Origin of the sequence: Saccharomonospora azurea NA-128 (assembly GCF_000231055.2) — a bacterium.
Taxonomy (GTDB): Bacteria; Actinomycetota; Actinomycetes; order Mycobacteriales; family Pseudonocardiaceae; genus Saccharomonospora; species Saccharomonospora azurea.
The window spans coordinates 1,327,437-1,351,899 of sequence record NZ_CM001466.1; the positions used below are offsets into that span (position 1 = coordinate 1,327,437).

Annotated in this window: 25 protein-coding genes and 2 rRNA genes (1 of these 27 running past the window's edge); 6 read left to right on the forward strand and 21 right to left on the reverse strand. The window is 70.1% G+C overall.

The genetic code is table 11. The features are described 5' to 3' along the window. Nucleotides 1-73 precede the first annotated feature (73 nt). Together SACAZDRAFT_RS05970 and thyX are read right to left on the reverse strand one after the other, a co-directional pair. The gene (locus tag SACAZDRAFT_RS05970; RefSeq protein WP_005449502.1) at nt 74-466 is read right to left on the reverse strand and encodes an ACT domain-containing protein; all 393 of its coding nucleotides are present in this window, start codon (nt 464-466) and stop codon (nt 74-76) included. 33 nt (nt 467-499) lie between these two features. Continuing rightward, nucleotides 500-1,252: an FAD-dependent thymidylate synthase gene (gene thyX / locus SACAZDRAFT_RS05975; protein ID WP_005439651.1), complete on the reverse strand. Its 753-nt coding sequence runs from the start codon at nt 1,250-1,252 to the stop codon at nt 500-502. 177 nt (nt 1,253-1,429) lie between these two features. Here thyX and SACAZDRAFT_RS05980 point away from each other — a divergent pair, with 177 nt between their 5' ends. Beyond that, complete coding sequence (locus SACAZDRAFT_RS05980; RefSeq protein WP_005439652.1) at nt 1,430-1,984, forward strand: toxin-antitoxin system HicB family antitoxin; 555 nt, start codon at nt 1,430-1,432, stop codon at nt 1,982-1,984. Nucleotides 1,985-1,988: 4 nt separating this feature from the next. After that, entirely contained in the window at nt 1,989-2,849 is an 861-nt protein-coding gene (locus tag SACAZDRAFT_RS05985) for a DUF4097 family beta strand repeat-containing protein (RefSeq protein ID WP_005439653.1), read from the forward strand. A gap of 1 nt (nt 2,850) precedes the next feature. Here SACAZDRAFT_RS05985 and SACAZDRAFT_RS05990 read toward each other — a convergent pair whose 3' ends face one another. Further along, nucleotides 2,851-4,065, reverse strand: coding sequence for a winged helix-turn-helix domain-containing protein (locus tag SACAZDRAFT_RS05990; RefSeq protein WP_005439654.1), 1,215 nt, complete (start codon nt 4,063-4,065; stop codon nt 2,851-2,853). Between the two features lie 65 nt (nt 4,066-4,130). Between SACAZDRAFT_RS05990 and SACAZDRAFT_RS05995 the strand changes: the two genes are divergently transcribed. After that, entirely contained in the window at nt 4,131-4,715 is a 585-nt protein-coding gene (locus SACAZDRAFT_RS05995) for a GNAT family N-acetyltransferase (RefSeq protein WP_005439655.1), read from the forward strand. A 176-nt stretch (nt 4,716-4,891) separates the two neighbouring features. Here the strand turns inward: SACAZDRAFT_RS05995 and SACAZDRAFT_RS06000 are convergent, their stop codons facing one another. The 7 genes from SACAZDRAFT_RS06000 to SACAZDRAFT_RS06030 form a co-directional block, all read right to left on the reverse strand. After that, nucleotides 4,892-5,629, reverse strand: coding sequence for a pseudouridine synthase (locus SACAZDRAFT_RS06000; RefSeq protein WP_005439656.1), 738 nt, complete (start codon nt 5,627-5,629; stop codon nt 4,892-4,894). Next, nucleotides 5,616-6,314 carry an SMC-Scp complex subunit ScpB gene (scpB, locus tag SACAZDRAFT_RS06005; RefSeq protein ID WP_005439657.1) on the reverse strand — a complete coding sequence of 233 codons (699 nt, stop codon included), beginning with the start codon at nt 6,312-6,314 and terminating at the stop codon, nt 5,616-5,618. The genes SACAZDRAFT_RS06000 and scpB overlap by 14 nt, the downstream gene beginning before the upstream one ends. After that, nucleotides 6,311-7,174 carry a segregation and condensation protein A gene (locus SACAZDRAFT_RS06010; RefSeq protein ID WP_005439658.1) on the reverse strand — a complete coding sequence of 288 codons (864 nt, stop codon included), beginning with the start codon at nt 7,172-7,174 and terminating at the stop codon, nt 6,311-6,313. Before SACAZDRAFT_RS06010 ends, scpB begins: the two co-directional genes overlap by 4 nt. Next, nucleotides 7,171-7,596 (reverse strand): hypothetical protein, encoded by a 426-nt coding sequence (locus SACAZDRAFT_RS06015; protein ID WP_005439659.1) that lies wholly within the window; start codon nt 7,594-7,596, stop codon nt 7,171-7,173. Before SACAZDRAFT_RS06015 ends, SACAZDRAFT_RS06010 begins: the two co-directional genes overlap by 4 nt. Then, nucleotides 7,593-8,600 carry a ParA family protein gene (locus SACAZDRAFT_RS06020; protein WP_005439667.1) on the reverse strand — a complete coding sequence of 336 codons (1,008 nt, stop codon included), beginning with the start codon at nt 8,598-8,600 and terminating at the stop codon, nt 7,593-7,595. Before SACAZDRAFT_RS06020 ends, SACAZDRAFT_RS06015 begins: the two co-directional genes overlap by 4 nt. A gap of 102 nt (nt 8,601-8,702) precedes the next feature. After that, a complete protein-coding gene (xerD, locus tag SACAZDRAFT_RS06025; RefSeq protein WP_005439669.1) occupies nt 8,703-9,641 on the reverse strand; it encodes a site-specific tyrosine recombinase XerD in 939 nt (312 codons plus the stop codon). A gap of 49 nt (nt 9,642-9,690) precedes the next feature. Next, on the reverse strand, nt 9,691-10,401 hold the full coding sequence (locus SACAZDRAFT_RS06030; RefSeq protein WP_005439671.1) for an OBAP family protein: 711 nt from the start codon (nt 10,399-10,401) through the stop codon (nt 9,691-9,693). Between the two features lie 58 nt (nt 10,402-10,459). Between SACAZDRAFT_RS06030 and SACAZDRAFT_RS06035 the strand changes: the two genes are divergently transcribed. After that, nucleotides 10,460-10,972, forward strand: a complete 513-nt coding sequence (locus SACAZDRAFT_RS06035; RefSeq protein WP_005439673.1) for a DUF1707 domain-containing protein — start codon at nt 10,460-10,462, stop codon at nt 10,970-10,972. Between the two features lie 30 nt (nt 10,973-11,002). Here SACAZDRAFT_RS06035 and SACAZDRAFT_RS06040 read toward each other — a convergent pair whose 3' ends face one another. After that, nucleotides 11,003-11,632 carry an NUDIX domain-containing protein gene (locus tag SACAZDRAFT_RS06040; RefSeq protein ID WP_005439675.1) on the reverse strand — a complete coding sequence of 210 codons (630 nt, stop codon included), beginning with the start codon at nt 11,630-11,632 and terminating at the stop codon, nt 11,003-11,005. Next, complete coding sequence (locus tag SACAZDRAFT_RS06045) at nt 11,629-13,329, reverse strand: CTP synthase (RefSeq protein ID WP_005439679.1); 1,701 nt, start codon at nt 13,327-13,329, stop codon at nt 11,629-11,631. The genes SACAZDRAFT_RS06040 and SACAZDRAFT_RS06045 overlap by 4 nt, the downstream gene beginning before the upstream one ends. An 86-nt stretch (nt 13,330-13,415) precedes the next feature. On the opposite strand from SACAZDRAFT_RS06045, the gene aroA reads away from it, so the two are divergent. Further along, nucleotides 13,416-14,684, forward strand: a complete 1,269-nt coding sequence (gene aroA, locus SACAZDRAFT_RS06050) for a 3-phosphoshikimate 1-carboxyvinyltransferase (RefSeq protein WP_005439681.1) — start codon at nt 13,416-13,418, stop codon at nt 14,682-14,684. Nucleotides 14,685-14,703: 19 nt separating this feature from the next. Here the strand turns inward: aroA and steA are convergent, their stop codons facing one another. The 7 genes from steA to SACAZDRAFT_RS22925 form a co-directional block, all read right to left on the reverse strand. Beyond that, nucleotides 14,704-15,885, reverse strand: coding sequence for a putative cytokinetic ring protein SteA (gene steA / locus SACAZDRAFT_RS06055; RefSeq protein ID WP_040927683.1), 1,182 nt, complete (start codon nt 15,883-15,885; stop codon nt 14,704-14,706). A gap of 111 nt (nt 15,886-15,996) precedes the next feature. Continuing rightward, on the reverse strand, nt 15,997-17,799 hold the full coding sequence (recN, locus tag SACAZDRAFT_RS06060; RefSeq protein ID WP_005439689.1) for a DNA repair protein RecN: 1,803 nt from the start codon (nt 17,797-17,799) through the stop codon (nt 15,997-15,999). A gap of 35 nt (nt 17,800-17,834) precedes the next feature. Then, nucleotides 17,835-18,758 (reverse strand): NAD kinase, encoded by a 924-nt coding sequence (locus SACAZDRAFT_RS06065; RefSeq protein WP_005439690.1) that lies wholly within the window; start codon nt 18,756-18,758, stop codon nt 17,835-17,837. Then, nucleotides 18,755-19,585 (reverse strand): TlyA family RNA methyltransferase, encoded by an 831-nt coding sequence (locus SACAZDRAFT_RS06070; RefSeq protein WP_005439691.1) that lies wholly within the window; start codon nt 19,583-19,585, stop codon nt 18,755-18,757. Before SACAZDRAFT_RS06070 ends, SACAZDRAFT_RS06065 begins: the two co-directional genes overlap by 4 nt. A gap of 2 nt (nt 19,586-19,587) precedes the next feature. Continuing rightward, nucleotides 19,588-19,770, reverse strand: a complete 183-nt coding sequence (locus SACAZDRAFT_RS06075; protein ID WP_005439692.1) for a hypothetical protein — start codon at nt 19,768-19,770, stop codon at nt 19,588-19,590. Nucleotides 19,771-19,853: 83 nt separating this feature from the next. Continuing rightward, entirely contained in the window at nt 19,854-20,861 is a 1,008-nt protein-coding gene (locus tag SACAZDRAFT_RS06080) for an HAD-IIA family hydrolase (RefSeq protein ID WP_005439700.1), read from the reverse strand. Next, nucleotides 20,861-21,526 carry a tetratricopeptide repeat protein gene (locus tag SACAZDRAFT_RS22925; RefSeq protein WP_005439702.1) on the reverse strand — a complete coding sequence of 222 codons (666 nt, stop codon included), beginning with the start codon at nt 21,524-21,526 and terminating at the stop codon, nt 20,861-20,863. The genes SACAZDRAFT_RS06080 and SACAZDRAFT_RS22925 overlap by 1 nt, the downstream gene beginning before the upstream one ends. A gap of 54 nt (nt 21,527-21,580) precedes the next feature. Between SACAZDRAFT_RS22925 and SACAZDRAFT_RS23715 the strand changes: the two genes are divergently transcribed. Beyond that, nucleotides 21,581-22,315 (forward strand): hypothetical protein, encoded by a 735-nt coding sequence (locus SACAZDRAFT_RS23715; RefSeq protein ID WP_005439703.1) that lies wholly within the window; start codon nt 21,581-21,583, stop codon nt 22,313-22,315. Between the two features lie 65 nt (nt 22,316-22,380). On the opposite strand, the gene rrf is transcribed toward SACAZDRAFT_RS23715, so the two are convergent. Beyond that, a 5S ribosomal RNA gene (rrf, locus tag SACAZDRAFT_RS06095) occupies nt 22,381-22,497 on the reverse strand. Nucleotides 22,498-22,574: 77 nt separating this feature from the next. Then, nucleotides 22,575-24,463: ribosomal RNA gene (locus SACAZDRAFT_RS06100) — 23S ribosomal RNA — on the reverse strand (it continues 1,237 nt past the right edge of the window).

The following is a 24,463-nucleotide window of genomic DNA, read 5'->3' on the forward strand; positions in this document are numbered from 1 at the left end:
AGAGATCGTAGCGAGCACGTCACCCGATCAGAGGACGAACCACCACGACGGGCGCACTGAAGACGCTTCGTGCTCACTCTCCGGTGACCGCGTGCCCCGCCGACCGCAACGCCGTCACGGCGCGACCGAGGTCGGCGTCCTTCACGAGGACGTGGTCGGTGTCGTACGTCGACACCGCGAACAGCGACACCCCCGCCGCCGCCAACTCGCCGGCGAGCGCCGCCATGATTCCGGTGAGGCTGAACTCGAGCGGTCCCCTTACGGTCAGCAGCCGCCAGCCCGCTTCGACGACGGCGCCGTCCGGCGCGACGCCCGCGGGACACACGATCGACACCTCGGCCTCGGTGCGCGTGACGGACACGAACCCGCCCGCCGCGTCGAGGAGGCGGGGCGGCACCGCGGCGCTCGGCTCCAGCCGGGCGACGACGTACTCACCCGGCCGGACGTCCATCATCAGCTTCCGCACGGCACCACTCCCGCCACTCGCGACCTCGGGTCCTCAGCCCTCGGCGACCTTCGGGCTCGACGCGACCTCGGTACCGTCGGGCAACGTCGAGATCGTGAAGTCGGAGAAGGCGTTCTCGGCCACCTTCTGCAGCTGGCGCAGGCACTCCACGGCGAGCGCCCGGATCTCCACGTCGGCCTGCTCGGTGGCCCGCATGGCGATGAAGTGGCGCCACGCGCGGTAGTTGCCGGTGACCACGATGCGGGTCTCGGTGGCGTTCGGCAGCACCGACCGGGCGGCCTGCCTCGCCTGCTTGCGACGCAGGGTCGCGCTCGGGGCGTCGGCGAACTTCTTTTCCAGCCCTTCGAGCAGCTCGTTGTAGGCGTCGATGCTCGCCTGGCTCGCGGCCAGGAACTTCTCGTGCAGCTCGGGGTCGTTCGCGATCACGTCGGGTTCGACGAACGCGGCGTCGCGTTCCGGCACGTACCGCTGCGACAGCTGCGAGTAGGAGAAGTGCCGGTGCCGGATGAGCTCGTGCGTCAGCGAACGCGAGATCCCGGTGATGTAGAACGACACGCTCGCGTGTTCGAGCACCGAGAGGTGTCCGACGTCGATGATGTGGTTGAGGTATCCCTCGTTGGTCGCGGTGCGCGGGTTCGGCTTCGACCACGACTGGTAGCACGCCCGGCCGGCGAACTCGGCCAGCGCCTGACCCCCGTCCGCATCGGTCGTCCAGGGCACATCCTCGGGCGGGAAGAACTCCGTCTTCGCGATCAACCGCACCTTGGGCGCCACCGTTTCGGCCACGTCCGACTCCCTCCACTCGTTCGACACCGGCAGCGTACTTCCGGAGGCGAGAGGCCACGGGCACGGCGTCCTCCCGTATGGGATGTCCGCCACGACACAGGATTACACCTCGCGACGACATCACGGCGACAGCATCCGACCCTTGCGTGACATCATCGACGGTGTCACCATGACGTCATGGACCTGAATCCGTATCTCGCCACGTTGCGGGAGAGCCTCGCCACCACGGCCGGAGCGGGCGACGAGCAGTTGCAGCGCGCCGCTGCCGTGCTGTCGGCCGCGCTCGAACCCGCTGCCCGGCTGACGCTCATGAACGCGATGTCCGACCTGGCCGCCGAGATCACCGCGCAGTTGCCGGACCACGTGGTGGAGGTGCGGCTCGACGGCCGTGACGTCCGCGTGGTCGTCAGCGGTGACTCCCCCGAACCACCGGAGGCTCCCGAGCCACCACCGCCTCCGCCCCCTCCCCCGCCGGGCGACTCGGGCGACATCAGCCGCATGACGCTGCGGTTGTTCGAACACCTGAAGTCGCAGGCCGAGCAGGCGGCCGCCGCCCAGGGTGTGTCGCTCAACACGTTCGTGCAGCAGGCCGTCCAGGGCGCCTTGGCGGGCAAGCCCTCCGGAGGACCGCCGTTCGGCCATCACCACCGCCACAGGCGTGGCGGGAGCGGAGAGGGCCGGGGCCCGAACCCTCGCGGCGGCGCACACCTGCACGGCTGGGTCAGGGGGTGACGGCATGAGCGAGCAGGCTCAGGGCGACAACCACGCCGACCACGCCAACGACGTCGTGCGCACGCAGACGTTCGACGCGGCCGGACCGGTCGAGCTGGACGTCGAGGTCACCGCGGGCACCGTGGAGGTACGACTCACCGGGGACAGTGGCGTGACCGTCGAGGTCCGCCGCACCCAGGCGGGCGCACCACCGTGGGCGGACAGCGCCGCCGGGGTGCTGAACTGGGTCGGCGAGATGTTCGGGGGCCAGATCGGCACGTTCCCCTCGCCCGCCGACACCGTGGGAGAGGTGCGCATCGAGCAGCTGGGCGAGCGCATCGTCGTGCGTGGCCCCAAGACCGCACCGCCGATGGCGTCCCCGCTGGCGGTCACGGTGCGAGCGCCGGAGGGGTCCCACGTGCGGGCCCGGACGAAGACCGCCGCGGTGGCGGTGCGGGGAACCTCCCACCGGGTCGACATCAGCACCGGCTCGGGCTCCGTGACACTCGACCACGTCACCGACTCGGCCACCGTGCGCACGAGCAGCGGCGAGGTCGACGTCGCGACGCTGGCCGGCCCCGCCACCGTCAACGCCGACAGCGCCAGGGTCCGGCTCGGCACGGTGAGCGACGCGGTCCTGGTGCGCACCACGAGCAGCGAGATCACCGTCGGCGACGCCGCCGCGGGCTCCGTCGAGGCGATCTCGGGCACGGGTGACATCCGCGTGGGTGTGCGGCACGACGTGACCGCGGAGATCGACCTGTCGAGCGGAGGAGGCACCGTCCACAGCGAACTCGACGTGGCGGACGTGCCGCCCGAGGAGTCGACCGAGTTGACGATCCGCGCCCGCAGCGGCGCGGGCAGGGTGACGGTCGCGAGGGCCTGACTCAGTCACCCACCGCCCGGCGCAGATCGGCGGCCAGGTCTCCTCGCTCGCCGACGCTGACGCCGTCCAGCCCCAACCAGGCGGCCATGACGCCGAGTTCGGCCGCGAGTTCGGCAGCCACCCTGCCCCGCTCCACACCGGACTCGGCGAAGGCGCCCGGCACGCGGAGGACTCCGGCCGCGCGGTCGGCCTTGAGGTCGACCCTCGCCACCAGTGCTCCGTCGAGCAGGAACGGGAACACGTAGTAGCCGTGCACCCGTTCGGCCTCCGGCACGTAAATCTCGATGCGGTACCGGAAGCCGAAGAGCCGCTCGGTCCTGCTCCGCTCCCACACCAGCGGGTCGAACGGGCAGAGCAGGGCCCGGCCCTCCACGCGGCGCGGCGTGGTGGCGTCCGCGTGCCGGTACGCGGGCGCACGCCACGTGTCCACCCGCACCCGCTCCAGCACTCCCGCCTCGACGAGTTCGGCGACGGCCTGCCTGGTGACCTCGGGCGCGAGCCGGTAGTAGTCGCGCAGGTCCGGCTCGGTGGCGACGCCGTAGGCCCGGGCGGCCCGCTCCACGAGCCCCCGCGCGGCGGTGCGGGCGTCCACGGTGCGAGCCAGCACGTCCGGCGGCAGCACCCGCTCACTGAGGTCGTACAGGCGCTCGAACCCTCGCCGGGCCCCGGTGGTGAGCTCGCCGATGCCGAAGAGCCATTCGCAGACCTTCTTGACGTCGGAGCGATCCCACCACGAACCCGGGGTGCGCGCGGTGGGCCCGGACAGTGCGCGTTCGATCGCGCCCGCGCCCAACGGCCCCAGTTCCTTCACCACGGCGAGCACGTCGTCCACGAGCGCGGGCTCCGCGTCGGCGATCCGGCCGTAGTGCCGCCACCAGCCACGCGGTTTCGCCCCGGAGTGCAGCAGCGGCCAGTCCTCCACCGGGACGAGACTCGCCTCGTGGGCCCAGCACTCCACGAGCAGGCGCGGACGCCGGGCACTGTGCGTCCAGGCTGCCGCGTCGACCAGCTCACGGTCGTACGGCCCGAGACGGGCGAACAGCGGCGCGTAGTGCGCCCGCACCGCCACGTTGACCGAGTCGAGTTGCAGCACGTGCAGCCGCGACAGAACGCGGCGGAGGTGCCTGCGATCGGGCGCGACACTGGGCCGCGGATCGGCGAACCCCTGCGCGGCGAGAACGGTGCGGCGGGCGACATCGAGTCTGACGGTCTTCACGTCGGCATGATGCCAGTGAACCCCGACACAGTCCGTCCCGTCACCGGGTCGCTACGGTGGCAGGCATGACGACCGCCGACGTCCGTCCCGCGACCACCGACGACATCGGTGAGATCAGCCGAATCCAGCTCTCGACGTGGCACACCGCCTACCGGGACGCCCTGGGGGCCGCTGTGGACGCCCTCGATCCGCAGGAGGTGTCCGCGAGCTGGGCCGAGGCCGTGGCGCATCCGGACACCGATGTCTACGTCGCGGTCGAGGGCTCCGCCACCGTGGGCTTCTGCGTGGTCGGCATCGCTCCCGAGCCGGAGGTCGCCGCGGCCGACGGCACCCTGCCCGACGACGCGTCCCGGACGGGATGGGTCGCCACGCTGCTCGTGGAGCCACGGTGGGGACGCCGGGGACACGGCGGCAGGCTGCTCGGTACGGCGGCGGCCGGTCTGCGGCGCCGGGGCGCCGAGCGCGGCATCGCCTGGGTCGTGCAGTCCGATTCCGCGTCGCTGTCCTTCTACCGCGGTGTCGGCTGGAATCCCGACGGCACCGTCCGCACCCTCGACACCGGCGAACGCACGATCAAGGAGCTCCGGCTGACCGGGTCCCTGAACCTTCGTCTGGAACATCCCGAGCAGTCCGCTTTGGACCGATCGTAGTCGTCCTGCCGGGGAACCACTCCGGGCAGGCCAGAAGGCCTCCGTGGAGCCCACGTTGACGGTCGCGAAGCCGTCCGGATCGTGGTGCTGGTCCTCCATCGACGGACTCTGAGCCCACACCCGCCCCGGCGCGACACGGCCTCGTCGAAGAGCCGCGCCGGGGCTCGCCTCTCCCCTCAGCCGCCGACGGCGCGATACAGCGAGCCGATCTCCTGCTGCGTCAGTGCCCGGAGCTTGCCGGGTTTGGTGTTGCCGAGGCGCACGTCGCCGACGGCGGTCCGCAGCAGCTTGCGCACCGGGTGCCCCACCTCGGCCAGCAGCCGGCGCACGATGTGCTTGCGTCCCTCGTGCAGCACCACCTCGACCAGCGTGCGTCCCGACTGCTGGTCCTTGATGCGGAAGGCGTCGACCTTCACCGGGCCGTCCTCCAGACGCACCCCGGCTCGCAACCGCTTGCCCAGGCCACGCGGCACGGCACCGTCGACTTCCGCGAGGTAGGTCTTCGGGACGTGGAACGACGGGTGCATCAGCTTGTGCGCCAGGTCCCCGTCGTTCGTCAGGAGCAGCAAGCCCTCGGTGTCGGCGTCGAGCCTGCCGACGTGGAACAGCCGTTCGCGACGGTCGGCCACGTAGTCCCCCACGCACGGCCGACCCTGCTCGTCGCTCATCGTGGAGTGCACGCCGCGCGGCTTGTTCAGCGCGAGGTACACGAGGTCGTCCCGCACCTGGACGCGGACCCCGTCGACGTGGATGACCGCGCTGTCCGGGTCGACCCTGCGGCCCAGCTCGCGCACCACGTCGCCGTTCACGCTGACGCGGCCCGCCACGATGAGGTCCTCGGCGGCGCGCCGGGAGGCGATCCCGGCCTTGGCCAGCACCTTCTGAAGGCGCACGCCCTGGTCAGCTGTCGTCAATCGAATCCACCTCAGGTAGCAACGGAGCGATCGGGGGCAGGTCGGAAAGCGACGACAACCCGAGTCGTTCCAAGAACAGTTCCGTCGTCACGTACAGCGTGCCACCGGTTTCCGGATCGGTGCCGTTCTCCTCGATGAGGCCTCGGGCGAGCAGGGTGCGCACGACGCCGTCGACGTTGACGCCACGCACCGCGGCGATCCGGGATCGGGTGACCGGCTGCCGATAGGCTATGACGGCCAGGGTTTCCAACGCCGCCCTGGTCAGCTTCGAACGTTGCCCGTCGAGGAGGAGCTTCTCCACGAACGGCGCGTAGGTGTCGCGGGTGTAGAGGCGCCACCCCTCGGCGACGCGGCGCAGGTCGATGCCGCTGCCCCGGTCGGACAGGTCCTCGGCCATGGTGCGCAGCAGCTCGGTGACCCGGTCGACCGGCTCGTCGAGTGCACCCGCGAGCGCCTCCTCGTTCACCGGCGAATCCACCACCAGCAGCAGCGCCTCCAGCGCCGACTGCAAATCGGTGTCGCTCGACAGGTCCGGCAGGTCCCGCTCCGGCCCGGCGGTGGCGGCCTCCTCGCCCGGCTCCGCGACCTCGCCGTTCGGGTCGATGTCGGTCGGGTCGGCGTCGGCCTGCGCGGCAGCGTGCACGTCCGCGCCATCGCCGGCACCGCGGTCGTCGACTTCGCTCACCCGTACTCCTCGTCCTCGTGGCTCGCCGCCAGGTCGCGCTCGGCCTCGTCGGCGGCCTGTTCCGCCGATCCGCCTGTCCACCGCACATGCAGCTCGGCGAGCGCCTCGTCCTGGTCGAACTGCACCGCCGCCTCGCGGTAGAGCTCCAGCAACGCCAGGAACCGCGCCACCACCTCGATGGTGTGCTCGCAGTCGGTGACGAGCTCGGAGAACGTGGCGGCACCGGCACTCGCCAACCGGACCCGCAGCACGGCGGCGTGCTCCCGCACCGACACCTTCGCCATGTGCAGGTGATCCAGGGACACGGTAGGCGGCGGCTTCGGCCGGAACACACCCACCGCCACCTCGGCGAACTTCTCCGGCGTCACCCCGAGCATCACTTCGGGCAGCAGGCCGACGAAGCGTTCCTCCAACGCCACCGAGCGGGGATACCGGCGCAGTGCGCCCGCCTCCAGCTCGGCGAACAGCGCGGCCACCTGCTTGTACGCGCGGTACTGCAGCACCCGGGCGAACAGGAGGTCGCGCGCCTCCAGCAGCGCGAGGTCCTCCTCGTTCTCCACGTCCGCCGACGGCAGCAGGCGCGCCGCCTTCAGGTCGAGAAGCGTGGCGGCCACGACGAGGAACTCCGTGATCTCGTCGAGGTTCCACTCCTGCCCGAGGGTGCGGGTGTAGGCGATGAAGTCGTCGGTGACCTGGGCCAGCGCCACCTCGGTGACGTCGAGCTCGTGCTGGGAGATCAGCTGCAGCAGCAGGTCGAACGGGCCCTCGAAGTTGTCGAGCCGCACCCGGAAGCCCCGGGGCGCGGGTTCGGTGTCGGTCTGCTCGTCGGGGGACGGGGTGTGGGAGGGTGCCTCCGTCATCGGCTCGCGGCGCCCTCACCGGGTCCGGCGCCCTCGGCCGGACGGGCGCTCTCGGCACGGTCGGCGCCGTCGCCACGCAGCCTGCGCACCAGCACCGACTCGTCTCCGTGCTCCTCGAAGTCGGCGAGCACCACGGCCACGGCCTCGCGCACGACCCGTCCCCGGTCCACGACGAGGTCGTGCGACGCGCGCAACGTGAGCCGCGCCTGCTCCAGCGCGAGCAGTTCGTCACCCGACACGTACACCGTGATCTTCGCGTCGTGCTTCTGCCTGCCCGAACCGCGTCGTGGAGCGGCCGTCCTCGACGCCAACCGGGTGGGGTGGCTCGACTCGCCCCGCCCCGAGGACGCACTCTCCGGCTGCGCCTCGACGGTACGACGGAACAGCTCGGAGGCGCCCGGCAGCGACGCTCGCCTGCTCACCGGGCGATCACCTCGCGCGCGAGCGCACGGTAGGCCATCGCACCCGCCGACCGAGGCGCCCACGTGGTGATCGGCTCACCGGCCACGGTCGTCTCCGGGAACCGCACGGTGCGGTTGATCACCGTGTCGAACACGGTGTCGCCGAATGCCTCCACCACGCGCGAGATGACCTCCTTCGAATGCAAGGTCCTCGGGTCGAACATGGTGGCGAGAATGCCCGTGATGTCGAGTTTCGGATTCAGCCGCTCGCGCACCTTCTCGATCGTGTCGATCAACAATGCCACACCGCGCAGGCTGAAGAACTCGCACTCCAGCGGAATGATGATTCCATCGGCGGCCGTCAGGGCGTTCACCGTCAACAGGCCCAGCGACGGCTGGCAGTCGACGAGAATGTAGTCGTACCGATCGAGCACGGGACGCAGGACGCGTAGCAGCGTGTGTTCCCGGCCGACCTCGGCCACCAACTGCACCTCGGCCGCGGACAGATCGATGTTGCTGGGCAACAGGTCGACGTGCTCGACGCGTGTCTCACGGATCACGTCGTCCACGTCGACCGAGCGCTCCATGATGACGTTGTAGACGGTCTGGTCGAGCTCGTGCGGCTGGATGCCGAGCCCCACGGACAGCGCTCCCTGGGGATCGAAGTCCACCAGCAGCACCTTGCGCCCGTATTCCGCCAACGCCGCGCCGAGGTTGATGGTCGACGTCGTTTTCCCGACGCCGCCTTTCTGGTTGCACATCGCGACGATGTGGGCGGGACCGTGCTTGTCGAGCGGCGGGGGATCGGGAATGTGACGCAGAGGCCGTCCCGTGGGCCCGAGTTTGACACCGTCGTCGGTCGTGGCGGCGTTCTTGCCGTTTCGGGTGGCGGTCCTGGCGTCCCTACTGCCCTTCGCGATACGCACGCTGGTCCGGTCGCGTTCCTCGGCGGCGGCCGAGTCGGACCGCGACGCCTGGCTCGGGCGGTCCGACAGGTTCCGCGCCGGCTGTGGAAAAGTCGACATGGGGCGAAAGCTCCTTGTTCGCATGGACCGGCGTCAGCGTATGACGGAGCGAGAGCACGGCCAAAGCGGCTCGCCGTTCATCGGCGGAGTACTTTCGCCCGCTCAGCCCAACGCCCGCGGATGCGTGGTCGCGTAAACCTCACGCAGCGTGTTGACCGTCACGAGCGTGTAAACCTGTGTGGTGGTGACGGAGGCGTGCCCGAGCAGTTCCTGCACCACGCGCACGTCCGCGCCGCCTTCGAGCAGGTGGGTGGCGAACGAGTGCCGCAGGGTGTGGGGAGACACCGCCGTCGTGAGGCCCGCCCGCTCGGCCGCCGACTTCAGCACCCGCCACGCTCCCTGCCGGGAGAGCCGGCCCCCGCGGGCGTTGAGGAACAGTGCGCCCGTTCCGCGTCCCTTGACCGCCAGAGCGGGACGCGCGCGCACCAGGTAGGCGTCGAGAGCCTCGAGCGCGGGGCACCCGACCGGCACGAGGCGCTGCCGCCCGCCCTTCCCCGAGAGCACGACCGTCCGTTCCCGACGGTCGACGTCGTCGACGTCGAGTCCGATGGCCTCGGAAATGCGCGCTCCGGTCGAGTACAGCAGTTCGAGCAGGGCACGGTCGCGCAGTGCTCGGGCGTCCTCCCCGGTCGGTGTGCCCAGCAGCCGCACCACGTCGTCCAACGGCAGAGCTCTGGGCAGGCGGCGGGCGAGCGACGGAGGTCGCACGTCGCGCGCCGGATCGTCCCCGGTCCACCCCTCGGCGTGCGCGAAGCGGTGCAGCCCCCGTACCGCGGACAGAGCGCGGGCGGCGGACGACGGAGCCAGCGGCGGCCGATCGCCGTCGCCGTGCCGGAGGGCGACCCCGAACGCCACGATGTGCTCGTGGTTCACCTGCCGCAGCTCGGCCACGCCCGCCTCGCTCAGGTGGCGCACGTAACGCCGCAGGTCACGCGCGTAGGAGTCCACGGTGTTGCGGGACGTCCCGCGCTCGACCCTCAGGTGGTCGAGATAGGCGGCGACGCCCTGTTGCGGGGAGAGCTGCTCGCCGGCCGGTGTCACACGGCGAACTCTAGGGGACGGACACCTCACCCCCAGTGATCAACACGCCTCAGGCCTGGACGACGCCCTCCACCGGTCGGGTGCCGTCGAACCGGTCGCGCAGAGTGTCCACGCCGTCCTGCGGAGCCGCCAGTCCCACGAGATCGCGACGCTGTTCGCGCTTGCCCGCCGTGTCCAGCCCCATGGCCTCGTCCCGGTTCCGCGCGAGCGACTCGTCGGCCTCCCCGTCGCGGTTGAACGACCACATCAGCATCGCCTCCCCCATCGGGACCTCGTCGCCCGGCTGCCCGTCGTGGCGGCCGGTGTGCCAGGTGTGCCACGTCTTGCCGTAGCTGTTGACGAGTTGTTTCATCAGCGCCTTCTCCGCCGGGGCCGGCAGCCCCGGCGCGGCGAGCTGACCGGAGAGGACCTCGAAGTTGTGGGGATGCCAGTACCCGCGCTCCTCGTGCGGGAGCGTGGCGTGAAGCGATCCCGAGACGATGTACTCGATGCCGATCAGGTTGGCGTCGGCCGTGTTGCCGTCGAAGATCACGCACTGGAGCAGGTCGTCATTCACCACCCGGCAGTAGTGGTGTGCCTCCATCTGCATGCCGGGGTCGTGCTTCGCGCAGTGCAGGCCGACGACGTAGACGTCGAAGCCGGACAACGGTGTGGCCTGCTGCACCAGGTTCGCGCCCTGCTCCAGGATGGCCAGCCACCCGCTCTTCGGCGCGCCCGCGGGTCGCCGGGGCGAGGGACGGGAGGGAATGGTCACGTTCATGTCCGAAGGCGTTGACACTGCGCCCACGGAGGAAACGTCCGGTCGGTACGCTGCCGTCATGAACGGGGGACCGGCGGAGGACGGACTGCGCATCGGCACGGCGGAACGGGAGGTCGCCAGCCGGCTGCTGGCCGACCACTTCGCCGAAGGGCGCCTGACCGCCGCGGAGTACGAGGACCGGGTCGACCGCACCCTGGCGGCACGGGTCCGGGGCGATGTCAGGGAGCTGTTCGCGGATCTACCGCCACCGCATCCGCCGTTCCTCACCGTCCCGGAGAGCCCCCACCCCGCCGTGCGGCCGGAGGTGGGTGGCATGCCCACACCGCTGGGCACCGGCGCCGAGATGCAGCACACCGAGACGTCCGATCGCTCCGCCGTCGCGGCGGGTGTCCTGCAGATCGCGCTGCCGTTCGGCACGGGGCGCTTCTACACCGGCGACACGCGCGTGGCCGTGTTCCAGCTCGTGTGCACCGTGCTCACGTTCGGGCTGGGCGCGCTGTGGCCGATCATCGACGGCATCATGCTGCTCATCGAGGGCGGCACGGACGGGGAGGGGCGGCGGCTGCGGTGAACCGGCCCCTCCCCTCCGCCGTCAGCGCCGTCAGCGCTGTCCGCGGGAGGCGAAACGCGTCGGCCGGTGCCGCCACGGCGCGTCGGCCGGGCGCGGTTCGGCCACGCCCGTGAGCACGGCCTGCGCGGCCAGCAGACCGCCCACGGTCGCACCGTTGACGATCTCCCCCGACAGCACCATGCCCACCGCCTGCGTCAGCGGAACGGAGTGGACCACCAGATCCGCCTCCTCGTCGCCGTGAGCGTGCCGATCGACCCGCGTGAGGTCGCGCGCCAGAAAGACGCGCACCACCTCGTCGGTGAACCCGGGTGAGGCGGCGATCTCCACGAGCGTGTCCCACCGTGCCGCCTCGACTCCCGCCTCCTCGACCAGCTCCCGCCGGGCGGCCTCCAGCGGATCCTCCCCGGGCTGGTCGAGCAGCCCCGCGGGCAGCTCCCACAGTCGATCGCCGAGCGGATGGCGGTACTGGTGGACGAGCGTCACCGCTCCGTCGTCGTCCACGGCGCACACCGCGACCGCGCCGAGGTGTTCCACGACCTCCCTGGAGGCCGTGGAACCGCCCGGCATGACGACCTCGTCGACCCGGAGGCCGACGACGCGCCCGATGTGGATGTCGCGAGACGACGCGACGCTGAACTCGTGGCTGCCGGGCTCGCTCACCGGGCCGCCACCGGGGTCTCCGGAAGCTCCACGGGCAGCCGGTCGGCCGTCCGGTAGTCCACGACCGCACGGATGAACGCCGTGAACAGCGGGTGCGGACGCGTCGGACGCGACTTCAGTTCGGGGTGCGCCTGCGTGCCGACGAAGAACGGGTGCTCCTCCTTCGGCAGCTCCACGAACTCCACAAGTCGGTCGTCCGGGGAGAGCCCGGAGAACACCAGACCGGCGTCCGCGAGCCGCTTGCGGTAGGCGTTGTTCACCTCGTAGCGGTGGCGGTGCCGTTCCGACACCTCGGTGGTTCCGTAGGCCTCGGCCACCTGCGAACCCGGGGCCAGCTTCGCCGGGTACGCGCCGAGCCGCATCGTGCCGCCCATGTCACGCTCGCCGGCCACGACGTCCTTCTGGTCGGCCATCGTCGAGATCACGGGGTTCGGGGTGTTGTCGTCGAACTCCGCCGAGTGCGCGTCCTCGATGCCGGCGAGGTTGCGCGCCGCCTCGATGACCATGCACTGCAGTCCGAGGCAGAGACCGAGGACCGGGATCTTGTGGGTCCGGGCGTAGTTGATCGCCCCGACCTTCCCCTCGATCCCGCGGATCCCGAAGCCGCCCGGTACGAGAATGCCGTCCACGCCGGACAGGGCCGCGGCGGCTCCGGCAGGCGTGGTGGCCTCGTCGGAGGGCACCCACACGATCTTGACCTTCGCCCGGTGCGCGAAACCGCCCGCCCGCAGTGCCTCGGTGACCGAGAGGTACGCGTCCGGCAGGTCGATGTACTTGCCCACGACCGCGACCCGAACGGTCTCCGCAGGGTTGTGCACGCGGTCGAGCAGGTCTCCCCACACCGTCCAGTCCACGTCGCGGAACGGAAGCCCGAGCCTGCGCACGACGTAGGCGTCGAGCGCCTCACTGTGCAGCACCTTGGGAATGTCGTAGATCGACGGCGCGTCGGGGCACGCTATGACCGCCTCGTTGTCGACGTCGCACATGAGGCCGATCTTGCGCTTCAGCTCCTCCGACAGCTCGCGGTCGGCGCGGCACACCAGAGCGTCGGGCTGGATACCGATGTTGCGCAGTGCGGCGACGGAGTGCTGCGTGGGCTTGGTCTTCAACTCGCCGGACGGCGCGAGATAAGGCACGAGCGACACGTGGAGGAAGAAGCAGTTGTCCCTGCCCACGTCGTGTCGCACCTGCCGGCAGGCCTCCAGGAACGGCAGCGACTCGATGTCGCCCACGGTCCCGCCGACCTCGGTGATCACGACGTCGGGCGTGGTGCCACTGCCGTCGTCCGCGGCCAGCGACATGATCCGCGACTTGATCTCGTCGGTGATGTGAGGAATGACCTGGACCGTGTCCCCCAGGTATTCGCCCCGCCTCTCCTTGGCGATCACCGAGGAGTAGATCTGGCCCGTCGTGACGTTCGCCGTCCCCGACAGGTCGCGGTCGAGGAAGCGTTCGTAGTGGCCGATATCGAGGTCGGTCTCGGCCCCGTCCTCGGTCACGAAGACCTCACCGTGCTGGAACGGGTTCATCGTTCCGGGGTCCACGTTGAGATACGGGTCGAGCTTCTGCATCGTGACCCGGAGCCCGCGGGCCGTGAGGAGTTGCCCGAGGCTGGAGGCCGTGAGCCCCTTGCCAAGGGAGGAGGCGACGCCTCCGGTGACAAAGACATACTTGGTTGTCCGCGGCTGAAGTCCCACGGGCTTCCACCTTATCCCACCGGGGGCCGCGCGCGCCGGGAGGCTGCCCGAGGTCGAATGTCCCGCTCGTGTGGGACAGTGTTGGCGTGGGCGAGGAGAACACCTGGGCCGCACCGACGGCCACCGATTCGATCGACGCCGATGTCCGGGTGCCCGGCTCGAAATCCATCACCAACCGCGCCTTCGTACTCGCGGCGCTCTCCGACGGCGCGACGCTCGTGCGCGAACCACTGGACTCGCGGGACGCCCGGCTGATGCTGGGCGCGATCGACGTCCTCGGTGCCGCGTCCACCGAGACTGCCGACGGTGTGCGGATCGAGCCGATGGCCGACGGGCACGGCGAGGTCGACGTCGTACTCGGCAACGCGGGCACCGTGGCGCGGTTCACGCCGCCGCTCGCCGCGCTCGGATCCCGGACGGTCCGCTTCGACGGCGACCCCGCGATCCGGCGCAGGCCCGTCGCGCCGTTGTTGGAGGCCCTGCGCACGCTCGGCGCCCACATCGACGACGAGGGCCGTGGCACGGTGCCGTTCACCATCCGCGGCGAAGGCGGGTTGCGGGGCGGCTCGGTCGAGATCGACTCGTCGGCCTCCAGCCAGTTCCTCTCCGCGCTCCTGCTGTCGGCGCCGGCGTTCGAGCGCGGCGTCACGGTGCGTCTGCGCGGCGAGACGCCGAGCGAGCCGCACATCGCGATGACCCTCGACATGCTCCGCCGCTTCGGTGCGGCGCCGGAACGCGACGGGACCGAGTTCCACGTGCCGCCCGCCAGGCTCGAACTGGACAGCTACACCGTCGAGCCCGACCTGTCGAGCGCCGCTCCCTTCGTCGTCGCCCCGCTGCTCACGGGCGGACGGATTCGCGTGGCCGGGTGGCCCGCCGAGACGACGCAGCCGGGCGACTGGTTGCGCGACCTCGTGCGCCGGCTCGGCGGCGACGCCGTGCTCGACGCCGACGGCCTCACCGTCACCGGTGGCGACACGCTGCCCGGCGCGGTGCTGGACCTGCACGCGGTGGGCGAGCTGACTCCCGTGGTGACGGCACTGCTCTGCTTCGCCGACGGGCCGTCGGAGATTCGTGGTGTCGCGCACCTGCGGGGCCACGAGACCGACCGACTCGCCGCGTTGGCCACGGAGATCTCCGCCCTCGGTGGCGACGTCACCGACACCGAGGACGGCCTGCGTATCCGGCCGACGCCGCTGCGCGGCGGGACGTTCCACACCTACGACGACCACCGCTTGGTCATGGCGGGTGCCGTGCTGGCCCTGCGGGTTCCCGGCATCACCGTCGAGAACCCGGCCACCGTGGGCAAGACCTTCCCGGACTTCGTCCAGCGCTGGGAACGCGTCGTCCGCTGAGCACGGTCTCTCCGGAGCCTCACGGGAGCAGACCCGCGGCCCAGTCGACGACGGCGTCCCACCACCGCGCCACGTCGTCCGCGTAGCCGGATGTGGTGAGGAACAGCAGCGCGCCGACGACGAGCACGAGGACGAGAACGACGAATGCGAGCAGCACGAACCTCGGGGTCCGACTGCGATGCACCAGCGCCACGGCCTTGCCGTCGATGACCCGGGTTCCGAGCTTCAACCGCGTCAGGAACGTCGACGGATTCGAGCCCGAACGGCCGGAGTCGAGGAACTCCCGCAGGGTCGCCTGGAAGCCCACCGTCACCACCAGCGTCGCGTCGTGTGCCTCGGTGAGCAGCAGCGCGAGATCCTCCGGGTTGGCCGTCGCGGGGAACGTCACCGCGCCGATCCCCAGGTCCTGCACCCGCTCCACCCCGGGGGCATGTCCGTCCGGTTGAGCGGGCACCACCACCTCGGACGCCGCGGACAACGTGTTCGCCTCGACCATGGTCGGATCACCGACGACGATGTCCGGCACGAACCCCAGATCGCGCATCGTGTCCGCCGCGCGTTCCACACCGATCAGCACGGGCTTGTGGTGGCGGACGTAGCGCTTCAGGCTCTGCAGATCCTCGGCGTACCCGGCCCCCGGCGCGACCACCACGACGTGCCGGTCGGCCAAGGGCACCCGGAGTTCCGGCACGCCCACACCGTCGAGGATGAGACTGCGTTCCCGCCGCAGGAACTCGATCGTGTTGGCCGAGAACGCCTCCAGCTGGGCGGACATCCCCGCGCGCGCCTCCACGATCTGGTCGGCGACGCTCTCGGGCGTCTGCACCACGCACGTGCTGATCTCGCGGCGGCCGACGTAGATCGTGTTCTCGTGGATGCGCACCCTGCTCCCGTCCCGGATACGGTGCAGCACCTCACGCCCGGCGTGGTCGAACAGCGGCACACCCGCCTTCAGCAGCACCTCCGGTCCGAGGTTGGGGTAGCGCCCCGAGATCGACGGCGCCGCGTTCACCACGGCGGCGACCTGCGCCTGCACGAGAGCGTCGGCGCTCGCGCGGTCCAGGTCCACCTGGTCGATCACCGCGATGTCTCCGGGCTCGACCCGCTTCACCAGATCCCGGATCCGGCGGTCGACACGAGCGGTACCGCTGATACCGGGTTGTGTGGACGGGGAACGGGGCAACAGGTCGGCCAGTTTCATGCCGGGCATCGTGGCAATGTTGCGCGCGCACGTGGAGTCGCCACGCCGTAGCGGCGGGCCCGTTGACCAGGATGCGGGATGACGCACCACCCGAAGGCGGGGCGTCGGTCCTCACCGACGCCGCGTGGTCTTCCCGGACCGCCCCCCGGAGTCGGCGGACGTGGCCGACGCCGTCGTGAACTCCTCCGCCGCCCGCAGCAGCTCCTCCGCGTGCGCGCGTCCGGTCTCGGTGTCGTCGAGGCCCGCGAGCATGCGCGCGAGTTCCGTGACGCGCTCGTCGCCGTCGAGCGTGCGGACGCCGCTGCTCGTCACCCCGTCCGAGGTGCCCTTGTCCACCACCAGGTGCCGGTCGGCGAAGGCGGCGACCTGCGGCAGGTGGGTCACGACCAACACCTGATGCGTCCGCGCGAGCCTGGCCAGCCGTCGACCGATCTCCACCGCGGCGCGGCCACCGACACCCACGTCGACCTCGTCGAACACCAGTGTCTGCACCGTGTCCGCGTGCGCGAGCACGACCTCGGTCGCGAGCATCACACGCGAAAGCTCACCACCGGAGGCCGCCTTGTGCACCGGCAGCGCGGGCGCCTTGGCGTGCGCGCGGAGCAGGAGCTCCACCTCGTCGACACCGTCGGGCCCGGCCGAGACGGTTCGGCCGTCGACGATCAACGCCGTCGACTCGGCGGGATCGGCCTCCCGAGAGTTCACGGTGACCTCGATCGCGGCCTGCCCCATCGCGAGCCCCGCGAGCTCCGCGGTGATGCGTTCCGCGAGCACCTCGGCCGCGGCGCGACGAGCCTCCGACACCCGGCGAGCCTGCGTGGCCAGCTCGTCGGCCAGCGCATCCCGCTGTGCCGCGAGGGCCTCCAACGCCTCCTCCGACGTGTCCATACCGGCCAGTCGTGCACGGGCGTCCTCCGCCCACGCGAGCACACCGTCGATGTCGGCCGCGTACTTGCGGGTCAGCTTCTTCAACTCCGCCTGGCGGGCGAGGATCGTCTCCAGCCTCTCGGGGTCGGCGTCGAGCGAGCCGAGGTAGGAGGCGAGTTCACTGCCCACCTCGCTCAGCAGCACGGAGGCCTCCGACAACCGCGGTTCGAAGTCGCGCAGCACGGGATCCTCCGCGGCACTCAACCGCCGCCTCGCCTCGGCGAGCAACCCCAGTGCTCCCGGCAGATCCGGGTCGCCCTCGGCGGACCCCGCGACCGCGAGCTGGGCCGCCGTCGCGGCATCCCGCAGCTCGTCCACGGCGGCCAACCGCTTGACCTGCTCCGTCAGCTCGGTGTCCTCCCCGGGCCGCGGCTCCACGGCGTCGATCTCGGCCAGCCCGTGCCGCAGCAGGTCGGCCTGCTGCGCGAGCTCCCGCGACCGCGCGCGCCGCTGCGTGAGCTCCCGAGACACGGCAAGCCACTCCCGGCGCACGTCGCGGTACGCCGCCAGCGGCTCGGCCACGGACTCGCCCGCGAATCGGTCGAGCACCGCCCGCTGCTCGGCGGGACGCAACAGCCTCAGCTGGTCGTTCTGCCCGTGCACGGCGAGGATCTGTTCCGAGAGGTCCCCCAGCACCCCGACGGGCACGGACCGCCCACCGAGATGCGCCCGCGACCTGCCGTCCGCGCCCACCGACCGCACGGCGATCACGCTGCCGTCCTCGTCGGCGTCGGCGCCCGCGTCGGACAGGATGCGCAGAGCCTGCTCACCGGCGATGTCGGTGAACCGGCCCTCCACGATCGCCTTCGCCGCGCCCGCCCGCACCTTGGAGGCGTCGGAACGCCCACCGGACAGCAGGTGCAGACCGGTCACGACCATCGTCTTACCGACCCCGGTCTCGCCGGTGACCACGGTGAACCCGGGGTGCAGTTCGAGCGCGGCCTCCTCGATCACCCCGAGGCCCTGGATACGCATCTCGGCCAGCACGCCAACCACCGTAGCGGCAACCCGCGACAAGGTCGTCAACCCTCGCGGGCGTGCCGCTCCCTCCATCCTGTTACCGGCAACGAGAACTTGTGCACCAGGCGGTCGGTGAACGGGCCGTCCCACAGGCGCGCCAACCGCACCGGCACCTCACCGGCCACCACCTGCACCCGGGAGCCGGGTTCCAGGTCCGCGTGCCGCAGGCCGTCGCACGTCAGCACCGCCGGCGACCCGTCCGGATCGACCTGCACGGTGATCACCGACGAACGGGACACCACGAGCGGCCGCGAGAACATCGCGTGCGCGTTGCTGGGGACGACGAGCAGGGCCTCCACGTCGGGCCAGACGACCGGCCCACCCGCCGAGAACGCGTACGCCGTCGAACCGGTCGGCGTCGAGCACAGGACGCCGTCGCAACCGAACGACGACACCGGCCTGCCGTCGACCTCGATCAGCGCGTCGAGAATGCGCTCCCGCGAGCACTTCTCGACACTCGCCTCGTTCAGCGCCCAGGTCCGCGTGACCACGGTCCCGCCGAGGGTGACGGTGACGTCCACCGTCATGCGCTCCTCGATGCGGTAGCGGCGCTCCACCACGCGGTCGACGGTGTCGCCGAGCGCGTCGTAGTCGGCCTCGGTGAGGAAGCCCATCCGTCCCAGATTCACTCCGAGCACCGGGACACCCGCGGGTCGGGCGAGCTCCGCGGCCCGCAACAGCGTCCCGTCCCCGCCCAGAACCAGCACCAGCTCGGCGCCGCGTGCGGGATCTTCCGACTCGGCCACCACGGCACACGGCAGGGACTGGTCGGGAGGCTCGACGAGTCGTCGTACCTCGGAGTCGAGCACACGCAACCCGATGCCCGCCGCCGCGAGCCGGACAGCCACCTCCCCGGCCGCGTCCCGCGTCGTGTCGCGGTCCGGGTGAACGATCAGCAGTACCTCTCGGCGTCCGAGCTCGGTCACGAAGGTCCCTTCCTCACCGCGGTGCGGACCATCTCGTCGCGCCGCTCCGTGTCGGCGGGATTACTGTCCACCCCCTCGGGATCCTTGCGCAACCATGCGAAGTACTCGACGTTGCCGGACGGCCCCGGCAGCGGGCTGGCCACGACACCCAACGTCCGCAGACCGCACTGCGCGGCCTCGGTGAGCACGTCGGACACGGCCTCCGCCCGAAGGTCCGGGTCGCGCACCACGCCACCGTGACCGAGCCGCTGGCGTCCGACCTCGAACTGGGGCTTCACCATCGGCAACAGGTCGGCTCCCGCCGCGGCGCACTCCGCCAGCGCGGGCAGCACGAGGCGCAGCGAGATGAACGACAGATCGGCGACCACGAGGTCGACCACGCCCTCGATCGCCTCCGGCGTCAGGGTGCGCACGTTGGTCTTGTCGAGCACCGTGACCCGCTCGTCGGTGCGCAGCCGCCAGTCCAGCAGGCCACGACCCACGTCGGCGGCGATCACCGAAGCCGCGCCGTGCCGCAGCAGCACATCGGTGAACCCGCCGGTGGAAGCGCCCGCGTCCAGGCAGCGCCGTCCTTCGACCCGCAACCCGCTGGGGGTGAACTCCTCGAGCGCGCCGAGCAGCTTGTGCGCACCGCGCGACGCCCAGCCGGGGTCGTCGTCGGTGCGCACCACGATGGCGACGTCGGCTTCCACGCTGGTCGCGGGTTTCTTCGCCACCAGGCCACGCACCGTCACCCGCCCCTCCGTGATGAGCGAGCTGGCGTGTTCCCTCGACCGTGCGAGACCCCGGCGCACGAGTTCGGCGTCGAGGCGAGCTCTGCGTGCCACCGTCACACCTTGTCGATGCTGGACAGGGCCACGGACAGGGCCGTGTGCACGGTCTCGAAGCGTTCGACGTGCTCGCCGGGCGGGAGGTCCTCCAGGTCGTCGAGCGCGGCCACGGCGTCGTCGATCGCCTCTCGAGGATCGACGGTCTGCCCCTCCGGCAGCCGTCCCGGCGGTGGACCGGGCACCGGCCGCGGCCCGGATTCAGCGTCTACGTGCACGCCACAACGCTAACCGATCGAGCTGCCGACACGCCGTAGCCCCGGCGCGTTCAGTGCAAGTCCCACGACGCCAGTGCCTCGTCCGCGACAGCGTCACGAGCCCGGACAGCCGACACCGGCGACGACCACGCCACGTGACACAGGTGGCGCAGCAGATCGACACGATCGGCCGTGCTCGCACCGTCGGTTCCGACGGTCGCGACCCCGTCGTGGAGCTCGATCTCCCACCCTGGTCGCGGACCGATCGCCAGGTCGGCGGCGCTGACGTCCCGAGGCAGCACGCCGAGGTCGGCGGCCAGGTAGTCGGGCCGCTCACCGGGCGCGGCATCGAGCAACTGCCGGGGCGTCACCACACCCGTCAACACCGCCAGCGAACGGTAACCGGCCGCAGCGGCTCCGGCGATGTCGGTGTCGAGCCGGTCCCCGACGACCAACGCGTTCGCCGCACCGGCCGAGTCCGCGGCCGTCCGGAGCAGGTGCGCCTCGGGCTTGCCCGCCACCTCGGGGTCCCGGCCGGTGGCCGTTCGCAGGGCGGCGACCATGGACCCGTTCCCCGGCAGCTGGCCGCGTTCGGCGGGCAACGTGGCGTCGCCGTTGCACGCCACCCACAGCGCACCGTCCCGTACTGCGAGGCAGGCTTCGGCGAGATCACTCCAGCACGTGTGGGGCGAGTGGCCCTGCACCACGGCGGCGACGTCACGGCTGTGCTCCCGCGTGGGCCGCAGACCCACCGAGCGCACCTCCGCCTCGAGCGACTCGGTGCCGACGACGAGGACCACCGCTCCCGCCGGCAACCGCTCGCCCAACAGCACGGCGGCAGCCTGGGCGCTGGTGCTCACTTCCGCCGGCGTCGCCGGCACGCCGACCTGCCCGAGGTGGTCGGCGACCGCTTCCGGCGACTTGGCAGCGTTGTTCGTCACGAACCGCACCGCGCGGCCGCGCTCACGGACGTGGGCGACGGCGTCGGCAGCGCCCGGAATCGGGCGCGTGCCGTGGTACACGGTGCCGTCGAGGTCGAACAGCAGCGCCTCGTAGCGATCGAGCAGTGTGTCCCCCATCAGTTCGTCAGCTCCGCGGCCCGTTCTGCGGCGTCGGTCTCCTCCTCCACGTCGGCCTCGGCGGCGTGGAGGAACCACTGCACTGCTTCGTCGGTGCGACCGGCGGCAGCGAGGTTGTCGGCGTACGCGTAGAACAGCCGGAAACTCCACGGCTCCCGGATGTTCGGGTCCAGCTCGGGGCCCTGCAGTGCCACGACGGCGGCGTCGACCTGTCCGAGATCACGCCGTGCACCGGCCGCCACGATCTTCAGCTCGATCTCGACGTCCTTCGACAGCGTGGACGGGTCCGTTTCCTTGGCCACGTCGAGTGCCCGCTCGGGTCGACCGAGTGCGCGCTCGGCGTCGGCGATCACGGCGACGTGGATGTCGGTGCGCGTCATCCGCCGCACGGCACGCAGCTCGGACAGCGCCTCCGCCCACTCACCGGCGTGATACGCGGCAAGCCCGACGGCCTCCCGGACCACGGCGATACGCGAGGCCTTCGACTTCGCATATCGGGCGTGCTTCAACGCCGCCTCGGGGTCGTCGTCGATCAGCGTGCCCGCCGCCACCAGGTGCCGGCCGATGCGCTCGGCCAGGTCCTTGGGCAACGACCGCAGTTCGCGCCGTGCTTCGACGTCGAGGTCCGAGTAGTCCACGGATTCCGGCAGCTCGGGCGCGGACAACAACTCGCGCGCTGCTGCGGCATCACCGCGCGTCGGGCGAGGAGCTCCGCCGCCGTGGCGTGGCCGGTCGTGTGGGCCCTTGCGACCCCGGTCGTCCCGGCGCCCACCGGAGTCCGAACGCTTGTCGAACCCACGCCGGTCGTCGCGGCCCCGACCCTCGAACCCGCGGTCATCCCGACGAGGCCCACCACGCCCCTCGTCCCGCCGATCGAACCCACGCCGGTCGTCGCGGCCCCGACCCTCGAACCCGCGATCGTCTCGACGAGGTCCACCGCGACGCTCGTCCCGCCCACGCCCAGGCCGGTCATCCCGCCGGTCGAATCCACCACGATCGTCACGCCCGCGCCCAGTCCGCTCGTCCCGCCGGCCGAACCCACGCCGGTCGTCCCGGTCCCGCGCTGGGCGATCGTCGAACCGACGCGGTCGGCTCCCCCGGTCGTCCCGCTCGTCGCGCCGACCGAACGAACCTCGGTCGTCTCGAGAGGGACCGCGCCGGCGATCGTCGCCCCCACGTCCGGGCCGATCGTCACGTCGGTCGAAAGAGTTGCGTCCTTCCCGGCGGTCATTCCGACCTCGGTCGTGGTGCTCCCCGCGACTGCGATTCGTTCCCTCACGGCGATCGCCGAACTTCTTGTTCCCCTCGCGCGATCCGTGATCACGACGGTCCGGTCGACCGGGCCTCCTGTCGTCACCTTCGCCGCGCGGGCCATGCTCGGACACGCGTTCTCCTACCTGCACTTCGCGACGCGCCACCGTACTGGGACGCTATGGGCACCACTATGGACGTAGACACACCGAAGGGCCCGTCGGGGGTTGGCCACTGAACCAACCCCCGACGGGCCCCACAAAGTTTTGTTCGGCGGTGTCCTACTCTCCCACACTCCTTCGAGTGCAGTACCATCGGCGCTGGTGGGCTTAGCTTCCGGGTTCGGAATGGGACCGGGCGTGTCCCCACCGCTATAACCACCGAAACACTGTGAAACAACCCAGGATCATGTTTCCGGGGTGTGGTGTTTCAGAGTTGCAGAGTGGGTGCGTAGCATCTTTGTAGGTCAAGCCCTCGGCCGATTAGTACCAGTCCACTCAAAAACACATTACTGCGCTTCCATGTCTGGCCTATCAACCCCATCGTCTCTAGGGGGCCTTACCCACTCAAAGGTGGTGGGAGACCTCATCTTGGAACAGGCTTCCCGCTTAGATGCCTTCAGCGGTTATCCCTTCCGAACGTAGCTAACCAGCCATGCCACTGGCGTGACAACTGGCATACCAGAGGTTCGTCCGTCCCGGTCCTCTCGTACTAGGGACAGCCTTCCTCAAGTCTCCAACGCGCGCGGCGGATAGGGACCGAACTGTCTCACGACGTTCTAAACCCAGCTCGCGTGCCGCTTTAATGGGCGAACAGCCCAACCCTTGGGACCTACTCCGGCCCCAGGATGCGACGAGCCGACATCGAGGTGCCAAACCATGCCGTCGATATGGACTCTTGGGCAAGATCAGCCTGTTATCCCCGGGGTACCTTTTATCCGTTGAGCGACACCCCTTCCACCAGGAGGTGCCGGATCACTAGTCCCTACTTTCGTACCTGCTCGACCTGTCGGTCTCACAGTCAAGCTCCCTTGTGCACTTACACTCAACACCTGATTGCCAACCAGGCTGAGGGAACCTTTGGGCGCCTCCGTTACTCTTTAGGAGGCAACCGCCCCAGTTAAACTACCCACCAGGCACTGTCCCTGAACCGGCTCACGGTCCGAGGTTAGATTCCCAATCCGGCCAGAGTGGTATTTCAACGACGACTCCACGACCACTGGCGTGGCCGCTTCACAGTCTCCCACCTATCCTACACAAGCCGAACCGAAAACCAATACCAAGCTATAGTAAAGGTCCCGGGGTCTTTCCGTCCTGCCGCGCGAAACGAGCATCTTTACTCGTAGTGCAATTTCGCCGGGCCTGTGGTTGAGACAGCCGGAAAGTCGTTACGCCATTCGTGCAGGTCGGAACTTACCCGACAAGGAATTTCGCTACCTTAGGATGGTTATAGTTACCACCGCCGTTTACTGGCGCTTAAATTCTCAGCTTCACCCCCCGAAAGGGGTTAACCGGTCCTCTTAACGTTCCAGCACCGGGCAGGCGTCAGTCCATATACATCGACTTACGTCTTCGCATGGACCTGTGTTTTTAATAAACAGTCGCTTTCCGCTGGTCTCTGCGGCCAACCCACCCTAGCCCGCAAAGAGCTTCAGGTGCATTGGCCCCCCTTCTCCCGAAGTTACGGGGGCAATTTGCCGAGTTCCTTAACCACAGTTCACCCGATCGCCTTGGTATTCTCTACCTGACCACCTGTGTCGGTTTGGGGTACGGGCCACGCGCGCACTCGCTAGAGGCTTTTCTCGGCAGCAGAGGATCACCCTACTTCGCCACAACGGCTATGCATCACGCCTCACCCTCGATCTCGAAGATCAGCCCGACGGATTTGCCTATCGGGCGGGCCACACGCTTACACCAGTATCACCACTGACTGGCGGGGCTACCTTCCTGCGTCACCCCATCGCTTGGCTACTACAAGATCAGGTCCCACGCACCCCACACACACTCCCGAAGGAGCAACGCGCAGGGCGGGTGGTTAGTCTCACCTGCCTCGCCAGGGACGCACACACGCGGGTACGGGAATATCAACCCGTTGTCCATCGACTACGCCTGTCGGCCTCGCCTTAGGTCCCGACTTACCCTGGGCGGAACAACCTGGCCCAGGAACCCTTGGTCATCCGGCGGCAGAGATTCTCACTCTGCATTCGCTACTCATGCCTGCATTCTCACTCCCACACCCTCCACAACTCGGTCACCCGGCTGCTTCCCTGGATGCAGGACGCTCCCCTACCCATCCACACGACTGGACCCACACCCAAAGAGTATGGGCCGATCACAAGTGTGAATGACACA